This window comes from Vibrio sp. 10N.247.310.24 (assembly GCF_041467175.1).
GTDB classification, from domain to species: domain Bacteria; phylum Pseudomonadota; class Gammaproteobacteria; order Enterobacterales; family Vibrionaceae; genus Vibrio; species Vibrio tasmaniensis_A.
The window spans coordinates 1-19,635 of sequence record NZ_JBFSUD010000017.1; the positions used below are offsets into that span (position 1 = coordinate 1).

Annotated in this window: 13 protein-coding genes and 1 pseudogene; 6 read left to right on the top strand and 8 right to left on the bottom strand. The window is 43.6% G+C overall.

What is annotated here, in order from left to right:
* Nucleotides 1-990 precede the first annotated feature (990 nt).
* Both AB6E08_RS07680 and AB6E08_RS07685 read left to right on the top strand, forming a co-directional pair.
* Nucleotides 991-1,293 carry a helix-turn-helix transcriptional regulator gene (locus AB6E08_RS07680; RefSeq protein ID WP_017098054.1) on the top strand — a complete coding sequence of 101 codons (303 nt, stop codon included), beginning with the start codon at nt 991-993 and terminating at the stop codon, nt 1,291-1,293.
* Nucleotides 1,277-2,590 (top strand): HipA domain-containing protein, encoded by a 1,314-nt coding sequence (locus AB6E08_RS07685; RefSeq protein WP_017098055.1) that lies wholly within the window; start codon nt 1,277-1,279, stop codon nt 2,588-2,590. Before AB6E08_RS07680 ends, AB6E08_RS07685 begins: the two co-directional genes overlap by 17 nt.
* Nucleotides 2,591-2,729: 139 nt before the next feature.
* Here AB6E08_RS07685 and AB6E08_RS07690 read toward each other — a convergent pair whose 3' ends face one another.
* The 4 genes from AB6E08_RS07690 to AB6E08_RS07705 form a co-directional block, all read right to left on the bottom strand.
* Complete coding sequence (locus tag AB6E08_RS07690) at nt 2,730-4,610, bottom strand: ATP-dependent zinc protease (RefSeq protein ID WP_372065317.1); 1,881 nt, start codon at nt 4,608-4,610, stop codon at nt 2,730-2,732.
* 305 nt (nt 4,611-4,915) lie between these two features.
* Nucleotides 4,916-5,725 carry a M15 family metallopeptidase gene (locus AB6E08_RS07695; protein WP_017098057.1) on the bottom strand — a complete coding sequence of 270 codons (810 nt, stop codon included), beginning with the start codon at nt 5,723-5,725 and terminating at the stop codon, nt 4,916-4,918.
* Nucleotides 5,726-5,807: 82 nt separating this feature from the next.
* The gene (locus AB6E08_RS07700) at nt 5,808-6,536 is read right to left on the bottom strand and encodes a DUF429 domain-containing protein (protein ID WP_017098058.1); all 729 of its coding nucleotides are present in this window, start codon (nt 6,534-6,536) and stop codon (nt 5,808-5,810) included.
* A 57-nt stretch (nt 6,537-6,593) separates the two neighbouring features.
* Nucleotides 6,594-8,306: a bifunctional 2-polyprenyl-6-hydroxyphenol methylase/3-demethylubiquinol 3-O-methyltransferase UbiG gene (locus tag AB6E08_RS07705; RefSeq protein ID WP_017098059.1), complete on the bottom strand. Its 1,713-nt coding sequence runs from the start codon at nt 8,304-8,306 to the stop codon at nt 6,594-6,596.
* 270 nt (nt 8,307-8,576) lie between these two features.
* Here AB6E08_RS07705 and AB6E08_RS07710 point away from each other — a divergent pair, with 270 nt between their 5' ends.
* From AB6E08_RS07710 to AB6E08_RS07725, 4 genes and pseudogenes are all read left to right on the top strand, one after another.
* Nucleotides 8,577-9,515 (top strand): hypothetical protein, encoded by a 939-nt coding sequence (locus AB6E08_RS07710; RefSeq protein ID WP_017098060.1) that lies wholly within the window; start codon nt 8,577-8,579, stop codon nt 9,513-9,515.
* 197 nt (nt 9,516-9,712) lie between these two features.
* Nucleotides 9,713-10,479, top strand: a pseudogene (locus tag AB6E08_RS07715) (1-acylglycerol-3-phosphate O-acyltransferase).
* Between the two features lie 175 nt (nt 10,480-10,654).
* Entirely contained in the window at nt 10,655-12,025 is a 1,371-nt protein-coding gene (locus tag AB6E08_RS07720) for an MBL fold metallo-hydrolase (protein ID WP_371995826.1), read from the top strand.
* Nucleotides 12,026-12,496: 471 nt separating this feature from the next.
* Entirely contained in the window at nt 12,497-14,044 is a 1,548-nt protein-coding gene (locus tag AB6E08_RS07725; RefSeq protein WP_009848307.1) for a sodium:alanine symporter family protein, read from the top strand.
* Nucleotides 14,045-14,254: 210 nt separating this feature from the next.
* On the opposite strand, the gene AB6E08_RS07730 is transcribed toward AB6E08_RS07725, so the two are convergent.
* The 4 genes from AB6E08_RS07730 to guaA form a co-directional block, all read right to left on the bottom strand.
* Nucleotides 14,255-14,848, bottom strand: a complete 594-nt coding sequence (locus AB6E08_RS07730) for an acetate uptake transporter (protein ID WP_010440610.1) — start codon at nt 14,846-14,848, stop codon at nt 14,255-14,257.
* 87 nt (nt 14,849-14,935) lie between these two features.
* Entirely contained in the window at nt 14,936-15,730 is a 795-nt protein-coding gene (locus tag AB6E08_RS07735) for a hypothetical protein (protein ID WP_372065323.1), read from the bottom strand.
* A 141-nt stretch (nt 15,731-15,871) separates the two neighbouring features.
* Nucleotides 15,872-17,584, bottom strand: a complete 1,713-nt coding sequence (locus AB6E08_RS07740; protein WP_372065326.1) for a glycoside hydrolase family 19 protein — start codon at nt 17,582-17,584, stop codon at nt 15,872-15,874.
* Between the two features lie 285 nt (nt 17,585-17,869).
* A complete protein-coding gene (guaA, locus tag AB6E08_RS07745) occupies nt 17,870-19,423 on the bottom strand; it encodes a glutamine-hydrolyzing GMP synthase (RefSeq protein ID WP_017098065.1) in 1,554 nt (517 codons plus the stop codon).
* Nucleotides 19,424-19,635 lie beyond the last annotated feature (212 nt).

Consider the following 19,635-nt stretch of genomic DNA (forward strand, 5'->3'; position numbering starts at 1 on the left):
CAGCTGACGCTGTTGGCTTAGTAGAAAAACTGTCAACGTATTTTAGGACGAGACATATAATCATCAATTATGCTGTCGGTACTAAACGCGCTACCTTTCACTCACAGGGTGACGCACGGTGTAAAGTGCTTTTGATTCCCATGACTTTAGTTTCGAACCATCTCATGCGCTTCAAAGTCAGTATTTCTAATTAACTTTTATGTGGCATATTTGATCTACTTACGTGTAACCATCACCTCACCTTACCCGCATGGATAATCGCCAATCGCAGAAAAACTTAGCGACAAGTCTAATAAAGGCTGGTATCCACCTTCTTGCAATACCTCTTTAAGCTAAAGGCTTTGATTATCCCCTGAAAGGTATAAAGTTATATATATCCCTTTGTTGGGATAGCACGGCCAATATCCTCTAATGGGGGTCAAGCCTCATAATATGAAGTGACAACTTGTGATTTATAGCCCACAACAATTAGCCAATACTTTATTGCTAATACGCAAAAAAATAAATGGACTCAGTTCGAAGTGGCAAAGAGAGTCGCATAAAGCAAGCTACCATTTCTAACTTTGAAACTAGACCAGATAAAGCCACGCTCTCTACCATGTTTAAAATCATTCAAGCCTTAGACCTGACAGTAAAGGTTGAAACAAGAAGTGAGAGCAAGACAATGTGTAATGCCTTTATATTACACACAATACTTGAACGACCACCTTAAGGTTCCGATAGAGAGTTAGCCATACTTTAGGTATCTCAAAGCCCCATGGCTTTGAGTTTTCTATTGTTCTTTCATTACATAAAGTAAATCACATTAGACTTTTAATAAGATCGCCAAGTTTGTAATCATAAAAGCTCACTACTGTAGACTTTTATGTGATAACTCAATGTATTCACCATAAAAGTGAACTTTAATAGACTTTTATTTAAAATCTACGTATAAATAACTTAAAAGTCTACTAAGGCACACTTTATTGCATCATGCTATATGGAGGTTCTATGGTTAAGAAAGTAAAAGCAACTGAGTCACCAGATCTAAACCAGGTGTTCACACCATCACTACTTGGTGAGGCGATCAAAGCAAAAAGAACTCAAAGTAAAATCACTCAGCAAGATGCAGCATTGCTTTCTGGTGTTTCAAAACAAACCTACATAAAAATTGAACAAGGCAGCTCCGATATTAAACTAACCTCTTTAATGAAAGTTGTGTCTGCTCTAGGAATAAAGATATCGATACAACCATGGCAAGACTTAGATGCTTCAGTCTCATCACAGGAGAAAGGTAATGACGTCTGGGTCTAATCAATACATCCTCGATATAGTCTATAGCCAGCAAGTCATAGGCAAACTATCACTGAGTAAAGAAAGTGATGCTCTATCTGTAATCTACAAGCAAGATTGGATTGATAATGGGTTTCCCATATCGCCACACCTTCCATTTAACTCTGATATACCATCAGTCAATATCAGGAGGTTCTTACAGAATTTGCTCCCTGAAAATAAAGGGTTAGATTATTTGATCGACTTTCTTGGCGTATCACGTTCAAACGTATTTGCACAAGTTGGTGGTATTGGAACAGATACATCAGGTGCAATGATGTTCTTATCTGAAGGTGTTTCTCCAGTTCAAACTGAAACCTCTTTCAACCCAATCAACGATAGTGAATTAATTAAGAAACTATCTGACCCTGAGCTTTGGTATTTAGAAATATGGGAAGGAAAACCAAGACTATCAGTAGCGGGGGTTCAATCTAAGCTAAACGTTTTATCTATCGATGGAAACTTAGGGTTTGGAGAGGGTGAACTATGCTCAACTCATATTGTGAAGTTCGAAAAAAATGACCAACAACACCTTGTCATAAATGAATTTGTGACGATGAAGTTAGCGAAGCTAGTTGAACTAGATGTTGCTGATGTTGAGTTGCGGTATTTTGACCAATTTCCAGCCTTAATTGTAGAGAGATTTGATCGAAAGCTATTTAGCTCAACAAGTGTGAAACGAAGGCATATGATCGATGCCTGTCAAGCTTGTAACCTAGGTGTCGATAGAAAGTATGAACGAAACTTAGGTAAACAAAGAGATGTCAGTCATATTCGTGATGGTGTCAGCTTCACCCGACTTTTTTCGGTAACAGAGCAATGTGAAAACCCATTAGCGGCAAAACTAGCGATCCTAAAGTGGGCAATGTTCAATCTCTGCATTTATAACGCAGATGCACATGGCAAAAACTTCAGTTTCTTTGTCCAAAAATCGGGCTTAACACCAACGCCACTTTACGATCTAGTCAATGTAAGGATGTACCCTGAATTTGAGCAGGATCTTGCGATGGCAATTGGGGATGAATTTGACTCAGATTCTATTAATGCCTACCAACTTGTAGAGTTTGCTGACGATTGTGGTATTTCACCAAAATTGCTTCAACAGAGCCTAGTAAAGATCGCAAATGACATTATAAACAACATTGATGATGCTATATCTCTCGTCACTCCTACTTCTGATTCACAATTACCTTATTTAAACCGATACCGTGAAATCGTTGTGGCTAGATGTAAGCACTTCCTTAAACAATCACCACTCATCACTGAAATTGAGCTTTAACTTATAGATAAGCTATCTAATCAGAATATAGAAAGCACAAAGAGCAAAAGCTCTTTGTGTTACCTACTTGATAATTAACGCAGCCAGTTCAGTTACTGATGAAGAAGTTGAACCGATAGAAATTAGATAAATTTAGGTGTTACTCCATATCGCCCAGTAAGTAATCTTCATCGCTACTCACTACTGCGCCGTGCTTTAAGAAGTTCTTACCTAGGATCATGCTGTATTCAAAGCGAGAGCGATCTTGAAGGTTTACCCTCACCTCTTTCTCTAGGTCACCCAACTTCACCTTCATTTCTACCACTGGGCGAATGTTCACCTTCTCGCCTTTCTTAGCTTTAATGCGCATTACATCAATCACAGGCTTAGTGAAGTCTTGCTTATCGCCTTGGTTGTTTTGATAGGTAAAGCTCACCATGTCTTGGCCGTCTTTCTTAAATCGTTTGATGTTGACTGCGTTCATTGAGCTTACATCTGCGCCTGTATCCAACTTGGCAGGGAATGTCATGCCGTTGACTTCAACAACTTCTATATGCCCAACTTTAAACAAAGGTTCCGATTTCAAAAGATAATCAGATCGAGTATTCACATATACCCCATCTTTCGCCATCTTCTTACCTAGAATGAAGTACGCTTCTTTTTCATTGCTGTTAAGCACATCGATAGCAAACTCTTGTTGGCGAACTTTACCAGCTCCCAAAAACTCACCACTTACCACCGGGCGAGTATCATCACCGACCTTAAGCTTCTTAATAATTGGCTTTGTTATCTTCTGCTTCTCACCATTTACATCTGTAAGATAAAATTCAACAGAAGCCTCTTTGCCTTTACCTGTCATTTCAAAACTGTCGACCTTCAACAAAGGCGTGTTGACAGTAAATGAAGCAACAGCCTTCATAGGGAAACCATCTAATGTGATATCTTCTTCCGGTGAGATAATCAGTGGCTCAGTCTTCTTCGCGACCTCGCTGAAATTCTCAGATCCTTCAGAAAGAATATTCTCAGCACTGGTGTCAATCATAAAAAGCTCACTTGCTGTATCAGTGCCCAATCTGAGCTGTGAGCTGCTATTCGAACGGTCGCGCAGGTACACCAGAACGTCTTTGGTTGTGTTTTCATCGAGTTGAACCGGCACATACACCAAAGGTCTTTTTTTACCATCTACACTTAACATACGAACTAATGGCAGTGTCATCTCTTTCTGCTCACCATCGTTGTCGAACATATCAAACGTCACTTCACTGTTCTTCTTATCTACATCGATGTCTTTCGCATGAAGAATGCTGTAGCGATTTTTTAATGAGAAGGTCACGTTCATCGCCATTCCCGAGATAGACATCACCTCTTTTCGGCCAACAACCGTCGCGTTTTCCTGCTCCTGCAAATAGTCGTAACCAGCAAACACCAGTGCGTTATCCGCAAGGAAGGTTTTGCCGATCAATACTGGCGCAGAGAAGTGACTTCTGTCCGTCAGGTTAACGTCTGTTTTTAACTCTTGATCCGCAATGGTCAGCGACATTTTGACAGTAGGGCGAAGCAAAGGCGTGCTGCTGGTGCGGCTGCGTATTATGCTGACACGCTCTAAAGGTGCTTTAATTAATACCATGTCACCCGTACGTGGGTTTTGAACCTTGAAAGAGACCACAGCTTCATATTTTGCAAAGGTACTGCCATCCCAATCATCGTAATCAACATCGGAATTGTTCAACAGGTCTTCGGTTAACGCCGCCATCAACTCTTTGTCTTTGAGGTTTTTGTAGTCGGCATTAGAGCTCTTCACATGAATGTCTTCCGCATGCATAGAAGTGGTTTCTGCACCGGTATCGATTTTACCAATGAAAGGAACGTCTTTTAGCCCTTGAACGCTAGATAGGTATACATTCTCTGTACGCCCTAATACCGCCTTACCATCGAGTTCGTAGGTCGGATTTTGAGTGGTGTGTGAAGTGTCTGTAGCCAAAGAATATTGTGAAAAAAGTAGAGTGCTTAAAAGAGTTAGAGCCAAAGGTATCTTTTTCATTAGTTGGTCCGTTGTGATCAGTTCACTAATAATACTGGCGATTCGGCAAATAGTTCCCCCACCAGCAATGGTTCTCACATAACGTTAACGCTATGAGTTTTTCGATGACAAACCGATGACTTTGCGCAGCATTCGCTTATCGATTATTGACCATTGGATACCCGATAACCTTTTCAATATGTGGTGTTCTATTGAAAAAATAAATACCAAAAAGGCCAACGACAAGCGCTGACCTTAGCGATTCAAAACACACCTGAAGCGAGTTTAACTTGCTAAAACACAAACGGTTCTAGATAAACATAGCACTAAAAAGTGCCGACTGTTTTCTTTGCACAGATAGCTCGAGCTTTTTCTGCGTTCTCGCCTTTATTTTTGATAGAGCACTGTCGATAAGATTCGACGTAGCGCTCAAATAACACTTTGGCTTCAGGTTGTGGTTTAGAGAGCAGTTGGTTAACGAACTTTCTTGAGCCGACCTCAAAATGCTGAGTATCGATTGGGCTATTCCAATCCCCTCCCCAGATCATAAATCCGTGATGAGCAAACAGCTCAATCACATCTTCTGCCATGCCTCGGCGTTCAATTTCATCACGCGCGCGAAAACGAGTACGGTTCACATAGCGAGCCGCTGATTGTGAAGGCTTTACCGTGATTCGTCCCTTGCTATCGAACTCTAAGAAAGGATTTTGAACTGGGTTGATGTCGATTGCCACACCATAGGCATGTTTCGACCAACCTCCTCCGCCTGTAATAGGACGAGCGTTAAACGCGCTACTGTTGTTCGCGTCCATTGAGGCGCTATCGTCACCTTTAAACTCACGCATTAGGCGAGCGGAATGAAGAGGAAAATTGCGCTGTTTAAGCTCTGAAAAGATTTGTTCAACAGCTGGCGCAATAACATCAAGCACGATCATATTGCCCTGTTGCGTTTCCCCTTTGAAATTAATGAAAGCGAAATCCACTTTGGATAGCCGCTCACAACCAACGGGCGCACCACTACTCAAGACATTGTTCTTTTTCATCATGTCGCATTGCCATTGAGATATAGAGGCAACCTGGGCATAACTCGCAGCACTGAGCACAGTGGCCAGCCAGCCGACAATAAAACGTTTCATATAAAAGACTCAAAAATAGTAAGAGTGAAAAGTAGCAGAAGTTGGAAAATAGCATATTAGGCCAAGTTGAGCGCACGCTTTGTTAGTGCGTTTTGTCCCAATAGACAATCTCTCGAACTCGTCCGTTCTGATCCTTGTCAGCTTCTCCACCAACATCAGAAAGTTCAGGTAAGGTCGATAATTGCGGAGCGTAATAGGCGATCAACATCAGTACAAAAGCATCGTAAATATCATCTATCGCGACGTCTTTACGCTTGGTATTTGAAATGGACAACGACAAGCCGTCACACCACTGAGGGGCAAGTTGCTGAATAATAGAAAGCCTTTCCTCTTTGCCTTCTTGTGTTCGTTTTGAAAACGTCAGCGGTTCACCTTTCAATGCTGCAAACACAACTTCAGGATGTGATTCCCTGATAGAAAGATTGGGATGAGTTTCAATGAGCTCATCAAGCTCGCGGATCTTGGGCACAATTCCCCAAGTCTGTTTAGAAAACTTCTTATCAAGCTGCTCCACATTGGCATTACATCCCGCAATGTAATCGGTTTGGTAAACCGCCTCTCGGCACGGAACAGGAAAAACGGAAGAGCCACGCTTACTGGTGAGAAAGCGCCTTGCTGCTTTATCGCATAATCTATCCGGAGTCTGTGAATCGCTAAAACCAATAGGCATATCGATTAACGTTGTTGCTCCCGTAAGATCGTCAAGCAACTCATCTAGGGTCTTTACCACCTTGAACTCAGGTGGCTCATTGCCAGAGACAATCCAAGCGATCCAACCTGCCTTGCAGCCATCAATTCCGATGTATTTCATTGTGTTCTCGATGATTAGTTTGTTGAGGGCTATTTGGGATAACTAGCCACTTAATGATCAGTGCCACTCATTAATTAACAGTCTGCTTTTCACGCCACGTACCTGTAAACCCATTGCATCGAACACCTCTTCGAAGTCTCGACACTGTGGTGGAATATTGGGTAGAGAAAGTGCTGCTTCAGAAAAGAATTGTTGTTCAAAATGAGCCGAATCGTTCCACGCCAATTGCCACCATTCGAGAATACGAAACTTAGACGCTCGAAGTTTTTCAGCCGTAGGAACTTTGTCACTTTTGCTTAGGTTCTCTTTGCTTGTGGTCGGAAAGAGGTTCCACTTGTCGTTATTCGGCCAATAAGCAAAAGGCAAGCAGTGATCAACGTGATACTCATTTTTTAATGATTTTCCACTCCAGACACTGACAATATCGGCACGTTCAGATCTAAGTTGTTCGACACGTTTACGCACATCGCGAGTATCGTGGTTTTGATCGATCCATACCAAGCAGTCGTGATACGTCTGTAGTGAGATACTTCGCTGTCGGTTCAACTCGAAACGCTGCATCTCCATGACCCATTGATTCACCACCAGCGGTTCAATCCAAGAGTGGTAGATTCTAAAGCACTCCCACAGGCTTTCATCGAGAGTGAAATAGCCAAAGCTTTCTAAGAACTCACTATCAATGACCAGTGATTCTCGGCTCTTCCGTCGTTTCTGAGGTGGGTATATATCGAATAGTCGGTTGTCTTTCGAGCCTTGATAAATAAAAGTCACAGGCCCTGATTTAATGGTGCTGATCGTTTGTGAAAACAGCTTCTGTAGTGCCTTGGCTTCATCGCCGAGAAACATAGTGCCTATCGCTAGATCATCAGCACTGAGGTGTTTGAGTTTATTCCAACCATCCTCTTTTACAAATCCGAGGCCTTTACTCGTGTTGCTATTTTGCTGAATCCCAGCGCCTTCTATATCGATATCAATCAAACGCTTAAACTGCCTTACCCAATACAGAGCAACTAAGCCCACTGGTAGAGAAATTTTCCCATCCGTTCGATCAATCACAGCGCCTGAATGAGCATCCGCAATTCTCAGTAAAGTTCTTAATAAGGCCAGCTTGTATGTAGCCGACTTGTTGTCATTCACAATAATGTGGCGCACCTTGTTCAAGTCGCCGGAGCCATCATCTGGTAATGTCATCACCACGGTTTGCCACCACACTTCACTGCGGTTCAATGTATCTTGGCTATCATCAACATGACGAACCAACAAGGCGCTGTTTTTTGATAAACGCTCGAGCTCTTCAACTGAGACTTCATAGCCTTGTCGACTGTCTTTAAACTCCCCATGACGCAAAGTAATCACCAACTTGCCATTTGGAGCCAGCAAGTTAGACAACTTTCTAAATGCACGCTCTCGATGAGACGGAGCAAGATGCATCCAAACCGCGCTCACCAATATCAAATCAAAACGTATTCCGAGGTTTTCAGTGCGGCTAAGCGAGGGAAGTGAATCATCAATCCAGCTAACACTTGGGCTTGTATATTTCGAGCCTTGTTCGCGTAATGAAGCACTTGGTTCTATCGCAATAACATCAGCTCCGGCTTTGTGCATCCATAGCGCATCACGACCACTTCCTGCACCAACATCTAGTACTTTATCGCCCTCTAAAGGCCAATAAGCTTGCCAGCTTTTATGTACCGTCTCGAACGTCACTGAGTTGTACTGTTCACAAAGTGTGTGAGCATTTTTATCGTAAAAAGGAATCGATGAGGACATATGCGCTATTGGGGTTAGGAGTCTATCTCAATAGTAATGGGGAGCTTAGGCGATTGCTAGCAAGTCATGTAAGTTCAGCCACACCAATCAATATTTATCGTTAGTGACTGTTTTATATCAATATCCACCTAATGAGATCGTCAGGCGAGTCACATCACGAATCAGTTTCGTCAGCAAAACAAAAACAAACAAGGTGCAAGCTGACGTGCGAACAGAGATAATTGTTTGAAGATGATTAACTCGCCTCAAGTACCTAGCTGATAAAGACTAATGACCACATACTCACACATAGATACCCCGTTCAACCTGCGCCACACCTGTTGGTTTTGTGGTGAACCTTCCAATGATGTTGTTGAATTCCCTAAGACTGCACAAGCTATTGCCAAGATAGACTATTCACCGATAGCACTGCCGGCTTGCAAGGAGTGTGCGAGAATTAACTATTCCAAGAGTCTGACTTCAATTTGGGCGGTGCGCGATCAGATAAAACACGCACTCATCGATAAGTACGCAAAGCACCTAGGCATCGGTGAAAACTGGACGGAACAAGAGCTTATTGATTCTGATTTTTCAGGCTCGACGCTTGGCGGATTTGGCCGTAGTGCTTGGAAAATGTATCAAATAGCCAAACAACGAGTCGATTATAGAGGCTGGCCTTTGTCGGTTGATGACATCCCACTTGAGGTATACGACGAAACCAGTGGCTTTGAGTTTGACGGTACTCGTTACGCATCAATCAATTCATGTATCGACTATTTCACCAAGGCTGCGGGCGTAGACAAAGAGCTGTTGTCGCAGCTTGTCGACATTGTTTCAACAGACCGTTTTAGCTACGCACTTCGAATCGCCAAGCTGAACAAGAATGTCTCTAATACCAAACGTTCAGAGATCATCGAAGAGGTGTTACAGCAAGAGTCTGAACAAGAAGAGATACAGCTTGAGCAAGCCAATTCACTGTTCAACCCAAATGTCGAAGAGGTCAGCATTTCAGGTTCGACGGCTCCGGTTTTCGCTATTCAATGGGCAATGATGAATAACGTTATAGATTTAGCTCACCTTTGCGCACTCGAAGATGATTATTTTGACTATTTCGAACATCTTGGTGGCCCTGCTGCTTTCATGTCTTATAACGGCCTACAGCTCTATTTAGAATCACGCCAAGATCCTGAATGGGTAGAAAAGTCGGATCCAAATAAACAGTATTGGTGAACATGCCTACCTACTGGTGAACACGTGTAAGCTCGATAACTGCGTCAAACACCCATCGTTAGTCCTTGTTTTATATAAAGATCTAAAAACAGCCCCCTAAAACAGTTAATTGTTGCAATTCGGTTAAATAGAGTGAAAACTTCAAGCATCTAAAACTATTTAATCACTGCAATCTTGTCGTGAGTAAGGAGTGAATTGTGCTTGCTGTTCTTCGTATTATTTTGGCGACGGTGTTTATTATTTTCACCACTCTATGTGCTTTTGGTTACTGCTTGTTTAGCCCCAAAAACCCAAAGCATGTGTACGTTTTTTGCCGTTGGTTCAACCAATTACAAAAACTCGTTGGGGTAAAGATCCTACAGAGAGGCCTAGATAATGCGCCGACACCAGAAAAGAGCGTCTACATATCTAACCACCAAAGCGTGTTGGACTTTGTGACCTCCCCAGGGATGTTAAGGCCTCGCACGGTTTCTTTAGGTAAGCGCGATTTGTTGTACGTGCCCTTCTTTGGCCTGCTGTATTGGATCACCGGTAATATTTTAATTAACCGCGAAAACAAGTCCAAAGCACGCGATACCATCAAGCAAGTGGCGGAAGCGATTCACCAGCGAGATCTGTCTGTTTGGGTTTACCCTGAAGGAACGCGCAGTAAAGGGCGTGGACTACTGCCATTCAAAACGGGCGCTTTCCGAATGGCGATTGAGGCGAGTGTGCCTATCACCCCGATGTGTACCAGTACCACGCACAATAAAATTAACCTCAACCGAGTTAATAATGGCATTGTGATCACCGAGATGCTGGAGCCTATAGATGTCTCTGGATACAAGCTCAGCGACGCAAGAGAGTTAGCGAATCGCTGCCATGCCTGATGGCTGAAAAAATAGCAGAGCTTGATGCCGAAGTGGCTCGTTTAGAGGCGCAACAAAACCCAGAACTGGATTCAGACGGTTCTTCCGTGCGCTAACAGTAGTCACAGAAGGAACAAGAACCAACTCGCAACGAACCCACAGAGTCATTGCTCAGTTACTTAAAAAGATACTCAACGATCGCAACTCTCATTGTTCTTGTTTTACTTGCTGGCGCTTATCCGCAAAATAAAAACAGGCGTTAATAGCTTTATAGAGCAATGGGAGTAAACGATGAAAGTGATTCACCATGGCGGCAAACATACCGTCACAGGATCTTGTCACGAGCTAAGAGATTCAGGCCAAGCGGTGCTCATCGATTGTGGCTTGTTTCAAGGTTTAGATCTTCAAGGTAAAAAGCTTCAAGGTGAAGACACTCGCCCTCTCGATATTGAGTTTGAAACTTCCCACCTCAATGCTCTTCTGCTGACCCACACTCACATTGATCATATTGGTCGATTACCTTGGTTACTCGCCAGTAGCTTTAACCAACCAATTTATTGTACTCAGGCGACAGCTGAACTCGCCCCTTTAATGATTGAAGACGGCCTAAAACTGCAAGGGCTCAGTCATAAACAATCCAAACTCATCCTTAAAAAAATTCATTCGTTGATTGCTCCTAAGCCTTATGGGGAATGGTTTCCAATTGTCTCTAAACAGCAAAACGACGGAAAGGATCACCATAGGCCAAATACTCTACATGCTCGTTTTCAACCTGCAGGGCATATCTTAGGTTCGGCCTATATAGAGATTAAGTTACCCAACCAAGAAGTAGTGGTCTTTTCAGGCGACTTGGGCCCTAGTAACACGCCACTGCTGCCGGATCCTAAACCACCACAACAAGCCGACTATCTGTTTATTGAGTCGACTTACGGCACTAGCACGCACGACGATATTGCTTCACGCTCTGAACGCCTCAAAGCAATCATTGATCGTTCGTTACTTGATGGCGGCGTTATTCTAATTCCGGCTTTTAGCATAGGTCGAACACAGGAACTGCTATTTGATATCGAACAGTTGATCTTTGAGCATCAACTCAGCAGCGATATTCCTATCATCCTCGATTCGCCTATGGCAGAAAAGGTGACACGATCCTACCGACGCTTTAAAGAGTTATGGGGGCAAGAAGCAAAGCAGCGTCTTGAACTGAAACGTCACCCACTCGCTTTTGAGCAGTGCATTACGGTTGATGGACATAGAATGCACAAGAAAATCGTGAATCGCCTCAAGTCGACAGGTGAACCCGCGATTGTGGTCGCAGCTTCTGGAATGTGTCAGGGCGGCAGGATAATGAACTACTTATCCGCTTTGCTTCCCGATCAACGGACGGATGTGATTTTAGCGGGCTATCAAGCACACGGAACGCTCGGGCGAGAGCTGCAACAAGGCGAAATGCAGGTTTCTATTGATAACAAAGACGTTGAGGTTAATGCTCAAATTCATGGCATGTCTGGCTATTCTGCTCATGCCGATAAAGAGGATCTCAATCGATTTATAGAGGGCATAGCGACTCCACCAAAAGAGGTGCATTTGATTCACGGTGAGCCAAATACTCAGTCTGAGTTCGCTAAAGAATTACAGGCGCGAGGGTTCGTGGTTGTTTGAAACAGGCATCAAACTAGCTACTTTCACTCAGTAAACATGAAGGCCAGAATTATCGAGCCTTCAAAGGCACAGTTTCTTAGGCCTGCGAGATCACTCGATGCAGGTGATATATTCCAATCAAATTCATCTCACCACTCCTATATCAGCCGTTCATGCTAAGCAATTTTCACCGCTGTTTTACGCAATTTAGTCTCTTGTGCACACCTACCCTTCTTCTGCGCACCTCCCCACCCTTTTGTATTAATCACTATTTATTCACTTTGCAAAACACCAGTCGTAACAACCTATTGCATAACAAGTTAAATGGAACGATTATCGAATTAGCACTAAGCATTAACAAACACCCTCTATAACTTGCTTTATGTCACAGTAATCCTAATGCGCAGTTAAATAATTTAACACTAGGGTTACAAGTGAAGTATTGTATTGTTCGAAAAACAATCATAAGCAAAACTAACAGGGAAAATACTCATGCAGTCGTTCGTTGATTTTTTGAATGGAATAATCTGGAGCCCAGTACTTATCTACCTATGTTTAGGTGCAGGTTTGTTCTACTCCATCATGACTCGATTTGTTCAAATCCGTCACTTCTTTGAAATGTGGCGCTTGCTACTTTCGGGTAAAAGCTCATCAAAAGGCATCTCGTCTTTCCAAGCTCTTGCCGTTTCGCTATCTGGCCGTGTAGGTACAGGTAACATTGCAGGTGTTGCTGCCGCTATCGGTTTCGGTGGCCCAGGTGCAGTATTCTGGATGTGGGTGGTAGCTTTCTTTGGCGCGGCGACTGCTTACGCAGAATCTACGCTGGCGCAAATCTATAAAGAAGAAGATGAAGGCCAGTTCCGTGGTGGTCCGGCTTACTACATTGAAAAAGCAATGGGTCAGAAGTGGTACGCATGGATCTTCGCTATCGCGACTATTTTTGCATGTGGTATTTTGCTTCCAGGTGTTCAGTCAAACAGTATAGGTAATGCTGTAGAAGCTGCATTTGGCTCAGGTGATATGATTGAAACAGCTATCGGTACATTCAGTTTCGCTAAAATTTTCACTGGTACTGTTGTTGCTATCATCCTTGCTTTCATCATCTTTGGTGGTGTTAAACGTATCGCGAACTTCACACAAATTGTCGTTCCATTCATGGCGTTGGCTTACATCATCATCGCATTCGTTATCATCCTACTAAACATCAGCCAAGTTCCTGTTGTTTTCGGAATGATTCTGGGTGATGCATTCACTCCTATGGCAGGCTTTGGTGCTGCAATCGGTTGGGGTGTTAAACGTGGTGTTTACTCAAACGAAGCAGGTCAAGGTACTGGTCCTCACGCGGCAGCTGCGGCAAGTGTTGATCACCCAGCTCAGCAAGGTTTGGTTCAAGCGTTCTCTATCTACATTGATACTCTTCTAGTATGTTCTGCTACAGCGTTCATGATCATCATCACTGGTGCTTACAACGTTCACGGCGGCGCTGAAGGTGTATTCCTTGTTCAGAACCTAGCAGCAAACATCGGTGCGAATGGTCCTGTATTTACACAGCTTGCTATTGAAAGTGCACTGCCAGGCATTGGTAAGCCGTTCATCGCATTTGCTCTGTTCTTCTTCGCATTTACAACGATTCTTGCTTACTACTACATCGCAGAAACAAATATTGCTTACCTACGTCGTACCATCAAGATCCCTGGCATGATGTTCGTACTTAAGCTTGTTCTTATTAGTGCCGTTTTCTATGGCACCGTTAAAACAGCAAACCTTGCATGGGCAATGGGTGATGTGGGTGTTGGTTTGATGGCATGGTTAAACATCGTTGGTATTCTGATCATCTTCTTCATGTCTAAGCCTGCGCTTAAGGCTTTAGCTGACTACGAAGAACAACAGAAACAAGGTGTGACTGAGTACACATTCAACCCTGTAAAACTAGGCATTAAAGGGGCAACTTACTGGGAAGAGAAGTACAAGCGCAAAACAGGTAAGTCTCCTGAATCTGAAGTTGCAGACAGTAAACCTGTAGAGCAACCTTCAGCTTAAGCTTGCCTTATCAAACAGATCGCGTTTACGAATAGATCATTTTTATGAGTAGATCGCTTTAACTCAAGCTATTAATAACGCATAAAAAAGGGGTTAGCCATTTCGGCTAACCCCTTTTGTTTTGTTCATAAAAATCGCAGTTTATAACGAGCTCATTACTTATAACGAACTGACTGCTTATAACAAACTAACTGTTCCCAAGCTAGAGCGTTAAGCTGCGATTTCTTGTGTTGCCATTTGAGGCGCTTTTTTCTCACCGATTGGCAGTACTGTGCGGCCATATTCGTTGTTGATTACTTGTGCCATTGCAAAGTAGATAGCTGACGCACCACAGAAGATACCTTCAAAACCAGCGATAGTACCGATCAGTTCGCTGCCAGTGAAATCACGAGCGGCAAGTAGGAAGAACAAAATAGTAAGTGAACCGAATACTACTTGTTTCGCTACTGGGTAGCATAGAGAACCAATGAACATGAAGCCAGTGAAGATGCCCCATAGTAGTAGGTACCAACCCATAAACGCTGCTGGACTTGCTGGTAGGCCCATGTAAGGCATTACGATTAAACCAACCAAAGATAACCAGAATAGACCGTAAGAAGTAAACGCAGTTGTACCGAACGTGTCACCACGTTTGAAACACATTGTGCCCACGATAACTTGGCTTAGACCACCGTAAAAAATACCCATAGCAAGAATCATTGAATCGATTGGAAAGAAACCTGCGTTATGGATATTAAGAAGTATAGTAGTCATACCGAAACCCATTAGGCCAAGTGGTGCCGGGTTCGCCAGTTTTGTTGACATTTTGCGCGCCTTTAAAAAAAGTTAATAAAATTTGTACGCAAATTTTAATCCGAACGGCATAAAAAGATAGATCGCTAAATCGCAATCTTAGATTGCATCGTTCGCCAGTTCGGCTTTCGTGATGATTTCAAGTATCTCGCCAACTCGTTTAGGGCTTTGTTCCATCAAGACCGCTTGAACCTCGGGCTTTACACACGCTAACCACTCTCCCGAAGGTTCTTGATTAAACTTATCCATTGGGCCCATACTTTGGCTCCATGCACCACGGATATCAACCGTATCTTTGTGGCCATCGTTGGTCGTAAAATATGAAAATTCAAAGGTTGTCGCGTCTACAGATGTGATTTGGCCAGATGCCCCCCACGGCGCAGAAAGTTCGATCATAGGACCGATAGGATAGCTTTCACCTTCAATTTCTACAGAAGTTGCTTCACCAATGTAAATTTGAGCGTTATTGGCTGACTCTGAGACAGTGAAAGGTAATGATGTTGATACAGAATTAGGACCTTGAGGCGCAGCTTGCTTTAATAAGAATTGAACGATTGACGGGTATGCATTAACAGCAGCATCAACTTCCCCAACAGACTCCATACAGCCTTCGTAATTCATAATGCCTGTACTATCGACACCTTTAATTAAAGCGCCTTCAAGTGTTTGAATAACATGAATTTGGTTACCTTGCTCCTCTATAGACGTTATTTGGCCTACAGGACTTTTTAATACTTGATAACGCTGAGCAACAATACCTTCAGAGCTCGTTTCAAAACTCAAACAGCCATAATTACCCCAGCCCAAACTTTGCTCGAGACCTGACTGCGGCGTACTGTTACATCCAGTAACTCCAGTTACCAATAACGCAAGAATAGATAGCTTTAACTTCATTTTAATTGCCCTGTAATCGAATTATTCACGAACACAGTTTATCGATAAATGGAAAGCACTACTGTAATAGAAAGTAAGGGAAGTGTCGTATAACTGTCACTGAACAAGCAAGCCTCTTAAACAGAGGCTTGCTTAAGTCAATTATTTACAGCTAATTTCATCCCAGAACCAGTTCGATTGAACAGGGCTTTCCCAGAGACCCGGACCGTTTTTAGCCACGAAACACTTGCCGTTATGCGTCACCTTGTCGCCATTGCTCACTTGGCTAACACCCGCTTGCCATGTGATAAACACCGATGGATCAACAACGACAGGCGGCTCAGTCACAGGTGGTTCAACCGGTGTTGGGTCTACCGGAGCAGGATCGACAGGTGCAGGGACAACTGGCGATGGATCTGTCACTACGGGTGGTGTTGGCTCACCCGCTACTAATTTCCAAGGGCCACCATTGGCAGGCTCATCTCCTTGAGTCCACCATTTCGCTTCGTAGGTCGCGCCGTTGTGAGTGACTTGGTCGCCAGCATTGTAAACTTTACTCGCATTCCAACCGTTACCTCCGGGGTTAGTACCAGGGTCAACCGGTTCAAGCTTATCGACCACTTTTACTTCAGGCCAGCTCGCATGTGATCCATAAAAATTGGTCACACACTTCTCATAATCTCCGGCTACCAAGGCTGAATAAGCGGTTTGGAAACCAACAAGCTCACACTCAAATGAATATCCTTCTGGGCGGTCTGCGTAGTATTTCCAGTTACCATCCCAGTTGGTGTACAACACATCGGTTGCACCGTTGAGGTTCAAGCTTCCGTAAGGCGTTTGCTGCCAACATGTATTGGCTTCATCCGCTTCTACAGGGATCAGATAATGCGCAGCTAACCCTTCCCAATAACGAATTCGGTTAACTGGTTGGCCTTTGTCTTTGTTCTGCTCACCACACTCGATACCACCATTAATTACGTTGATTGTGGTACCAAACCCATAGCCAATTCCCGCATCCAACTCACGTTGAGAGGGAGTCCAAGTGCGGTCAATAACGTGCAGCATGGCAGGTTTAGGAGCTTGAGGTGTAAGGAAGAACCAGATAGCAGAAGCCAAGTTCAACCATGAATCAGCAACCAAACCTGGGTTATTCAATAGAACCGTCGCATCACCATCGAACATCACTTCCGAGAACGCACCGTAGTTAAAATGGTAAGAAAGCTGTTTAGCACCACGTCCAAAATAACCCTGACCTGCCGCACATGGCCATCGTGCATTCTGCCAATCGTTCTGGCCACAACCGGTGGTGTAACCCTCTTGGCCTTCAGACCAACCCATTTCACGAACATGCACCAGCGCTTGCTGCCACTCTTCTAGAGCTAATGGGTTATCAGAGGTGTTATCTATTGCGATGTGCCCACCTGTTTCTTGAGCGAAATGAGCAAAGGCCGTGATGATGGATTTTTTACAGATGGCGTCTGAATCTCGACCATCAGTGTACTCTCCACAGAAGGCTGGGAATTTTCCAATCGCGCGTAAGAAGCGAGTATAAGTGTACTCTGGTGCTGCCATCTGAGTGAGGAAGTCCCATTCAGATTGAGGAAATACACGCTCGACTCGTTTCACGTTTTCAGGATTCGAGGCTAAACCCGGCTCAATCGCTTCAACAATACTATTGGGACGAGTTTGTAATGCTTGTGACCAGATCGCATACATAGGATCGGATGTTTTCGCTTGTTCAGCAGCTTGTAATGCCGACTTTTCAACAAGGTAGCCATTCGGGTTTTGCGGATCAGGTTGAATGTTCAAAGACGCGTAACTGTGTGCAGCTAAAGTGCAGCCAACTACTGTCGCCAAATATTTGATTTTTAACATGATGGATTCTCTTATCTGTCCTTAATAAGTCCATCAAAGAGTATGCGGCGCATGGGAAATGAGCCAGTCGTTACCATGTGAATTTATAAAAAGTGCGAGTGACACTTTTATGTATCCTTCAACACAACAAAACGTCTCATTGTTTCTTGAGGTGATATCTAACTTCCAACGGATTTGGTTTCTCGTTGTAGATGTAAGTCCTTAATCTCCTAAATAAAAAGAAAAAGCCTCGAACAAAGTTCGAGGCTTAAGATCTTAATCAAAACTGGTTAAATCTCTAAGAGATTATTCCCACTCGATAGTTGCTGGTGGCTTACCAGAAATATCGTAAACAACACGTGAAATGCCGTTAACTTCGTTGATAATACGGTTAGATACCTTACCTAGGAAGTCGTATGGTAGGTGTGCCCAGTGAGCAGTCATGAAGTCGATAGTTTCTACGGCACGTAGAGATACAACCCAATCGTACTTACGGCCATCGCCCATTACGCCAACTGAACGCACTGGTAGGAATACCGTGAATGCTTGAGATACTTTGTGGTAAAGATCAGCAGCGTGAAGCTCTTCAATGAAGATAGCATCAGCACGACGCAGTAAATCACAGTACTCTTTCTTCACTTCACCAAGTACACGAACACCTAGACCAGGACCAGGGAATGGGTGGCGATAAAGCATGTTGTATGGAAGACCAAGCTCTAGACCGATCTTACGTACTTCATCTTTAAACAGCTCACGTAGAGGCTCAACAAGGCCCATTTCCATATCATCAGGAAGGCCACCAACGTTGTGGTGAGATTTGATTACGTGTGCTTTACCAGTCTTAGATGCAGCAGACTCGATTACGTCTGGGTAGATAGTACCCTGAGCAAGCCATTTAGCATTCTTCAGTTTCTTAGACTCTTCGTCGAAGATATCTACGAATACGTGACCGATGATCTTACGCTTCGCTTCTGGTTCAGCTTCGCCTTCCAGAGCGTCAAGGAAACGATCTTCCGCATCAACTTTAATGATGTTTAGGCCGAATTGGTCACCAAACATCTCCATAACCTGCTCACCTTCGTTTAAACGAAGAAGGCCGTTATCTACAAATACACATGTTAGTTTGTCGCCGATAGCGCGGTGAGCAAGCATTGCTACGACTGATGAATCAACACCACCAGAAAGACCAAGGATAACTTCATCGTCACCTACTTGCTCTTTAATACGTGCAACTGCATCTTCAATGATAGACGCTGAAGTCCACAGACCTTCACAACCACACGCGTTAAGAACGAAGTTCTCAAGCATTTTTAGGCCGTTTTTAGTGTGCGTTACTTCTGGGTGGAATTGAACACCGTAGTATTTCTTCTCTTCGTTTGCCATTGCAGCGTATGGGCAAGTATCTGTCTCTGCGATTTTTGTGAAATCAGCAGGGATTTCAACCACTTTGTCACCGTGGCTCATCCAAACATCTTGAGTTGTCTCAAGGTCGGCGAAAAGTGCAGATTCACCCGTTACTTGTACCGCTGCGTAGCCAAACTCGCGCTCAGTAGACGTTGCTACTTTACCGCCAAGTTGCTCAGCCATAGTTTGCATGCCGTAGCAGATACCGAAAACAGGAACACCTGAATCAAATACATATTGAGGTGCACGTGGAGAATTATCTTCCGTTACACTTTCAGGGCCACCAGATAGGATGATGCCGTCTGGATTGAATTCACGAATATCCGCTTCTTCTACGTCCCAGCTCCAAAGTTCACAGTAAACACCGATCTCACGAATACGACGAGCTACTAGCTGTGTGTATTGAGAACCGAAGTCCAGAATTAGAATACGTTGGTCATGAATATTTTTAGTCATTGTAAGCAGTCTTATTGGCTATGTGATAAAACGGAGGCGAGTTTACTCACCTCTGATTAACTCTTCAAGAAATAAAGCAAACGTTTTCGTTGGTTATCTTTAACCACGTGTTTTGTGAGAATAACTCTCTAAACAAAACAGGCGGTAGATATAATACCAATCACAGTAAGTAAGTGTTCAGTAGTAGCGCTGGAAAAAAGCTTGAGAACAAG

What these genes read in the sequence shown, in the direction of transcription:
- AB6E08_RS07705 (WP_017098059.1), bottom strand. Translation starts at nt 8,306, where the DNA reads ATGTCCTCATCGATTCCTTTTTACGATAAAAATGCTCACACACTTTGT.
- AB6E08_RS07740 (WP_372065326.1), bottom strand. Translation starts at nt 17,584, where the DNA reads ATGTTAAAAATCAAATATTTGGCGACAGTAGTTGGCTGCACTTTAGCT.
- AB6E08_RS07735 (WP_372065323.1), bottom strand. Translation starts at nt 15,730, where the DNA reads ATGAAGTTAAAGCTATCTATTCTTGCGTTATTGGTAACTGGAGTTACT.
- AB6E08_RS07690 (WP_372065317.1), bottom strand. Translation starts at nt 4,610, where the DNA reads ATGAAAAAGATACCTTTGGCTCTAACTCTTTTAAGCACTCTACTTTTT.
- AB6E08_RS07720 (WP_371995826.1), top strand. Translation starts at nt 10,655, where the DNA reads ATGAAAGTGATTCACCATGGCGGCAAACATACCGTCACAGGATCTTGT.
- guaA (WP_017098065.1), bottom strand. Translation starts at nt 19,423, where the DNA reads ATGACTAAAAATATTCATGACCAACGTATTCTAATTCTGGACTTCGGT.
- AB6E08_RS07680 (WP_017098054.1), top strand. Translation starts at nt 991, where the DNA reads ATGGTTAAGAAAGTAAAAGCAACTGAGTCACCAGATCTAAACCAGGTG.
- AB6E08_RS07725 (WP_009848307.1), top strand. Translation starts at nt 12,497, where the DNA reads ATGCAGTCGTTCGTTGATTTTTTGAATGGAATAATCTGGAGCCCAGTA.
- AB6E08_RS07685 (WP_017098055.1), top strand. Translation starts at nt 1,277, where the DNA reads ATGACGTCTGGGTCTAATCAATACATCCTCGATATAGTCTATAGCCAG.
- AB6E08_RS07710 (WP_017098060.1), top strand. Translation starts at nt 8,577, where the DNA reads ATGACCACATACTCACACATAGATACCCCGTTCAACCTGCGCCACACC.
- AB6E08_RS07700 (WP_017098058.1), bottom strand. Translation starts at nt 6,536, where the DNA reads ATGAAATACATCGGAATTGATGGCTGCAAGGCAGGTTGGATCGCTTGG.
- AB6E08_RS07695 (WP_017098057.1), bottom strand. Translation starts at nt 5,725, where the DNA reads ATGAAACGTTTTATTGTCGGCTGGCTGGCCACTGTGCTCAGTGCTGCG.
- AB6E08_RS07730 (WP_010440610.1), bottom strand. Translation starts at nt 14,848, where the DNA reads ATGTCAACAAAACTGGCGAACCCGGCACCACTTGGCCTAATGGGTTTC.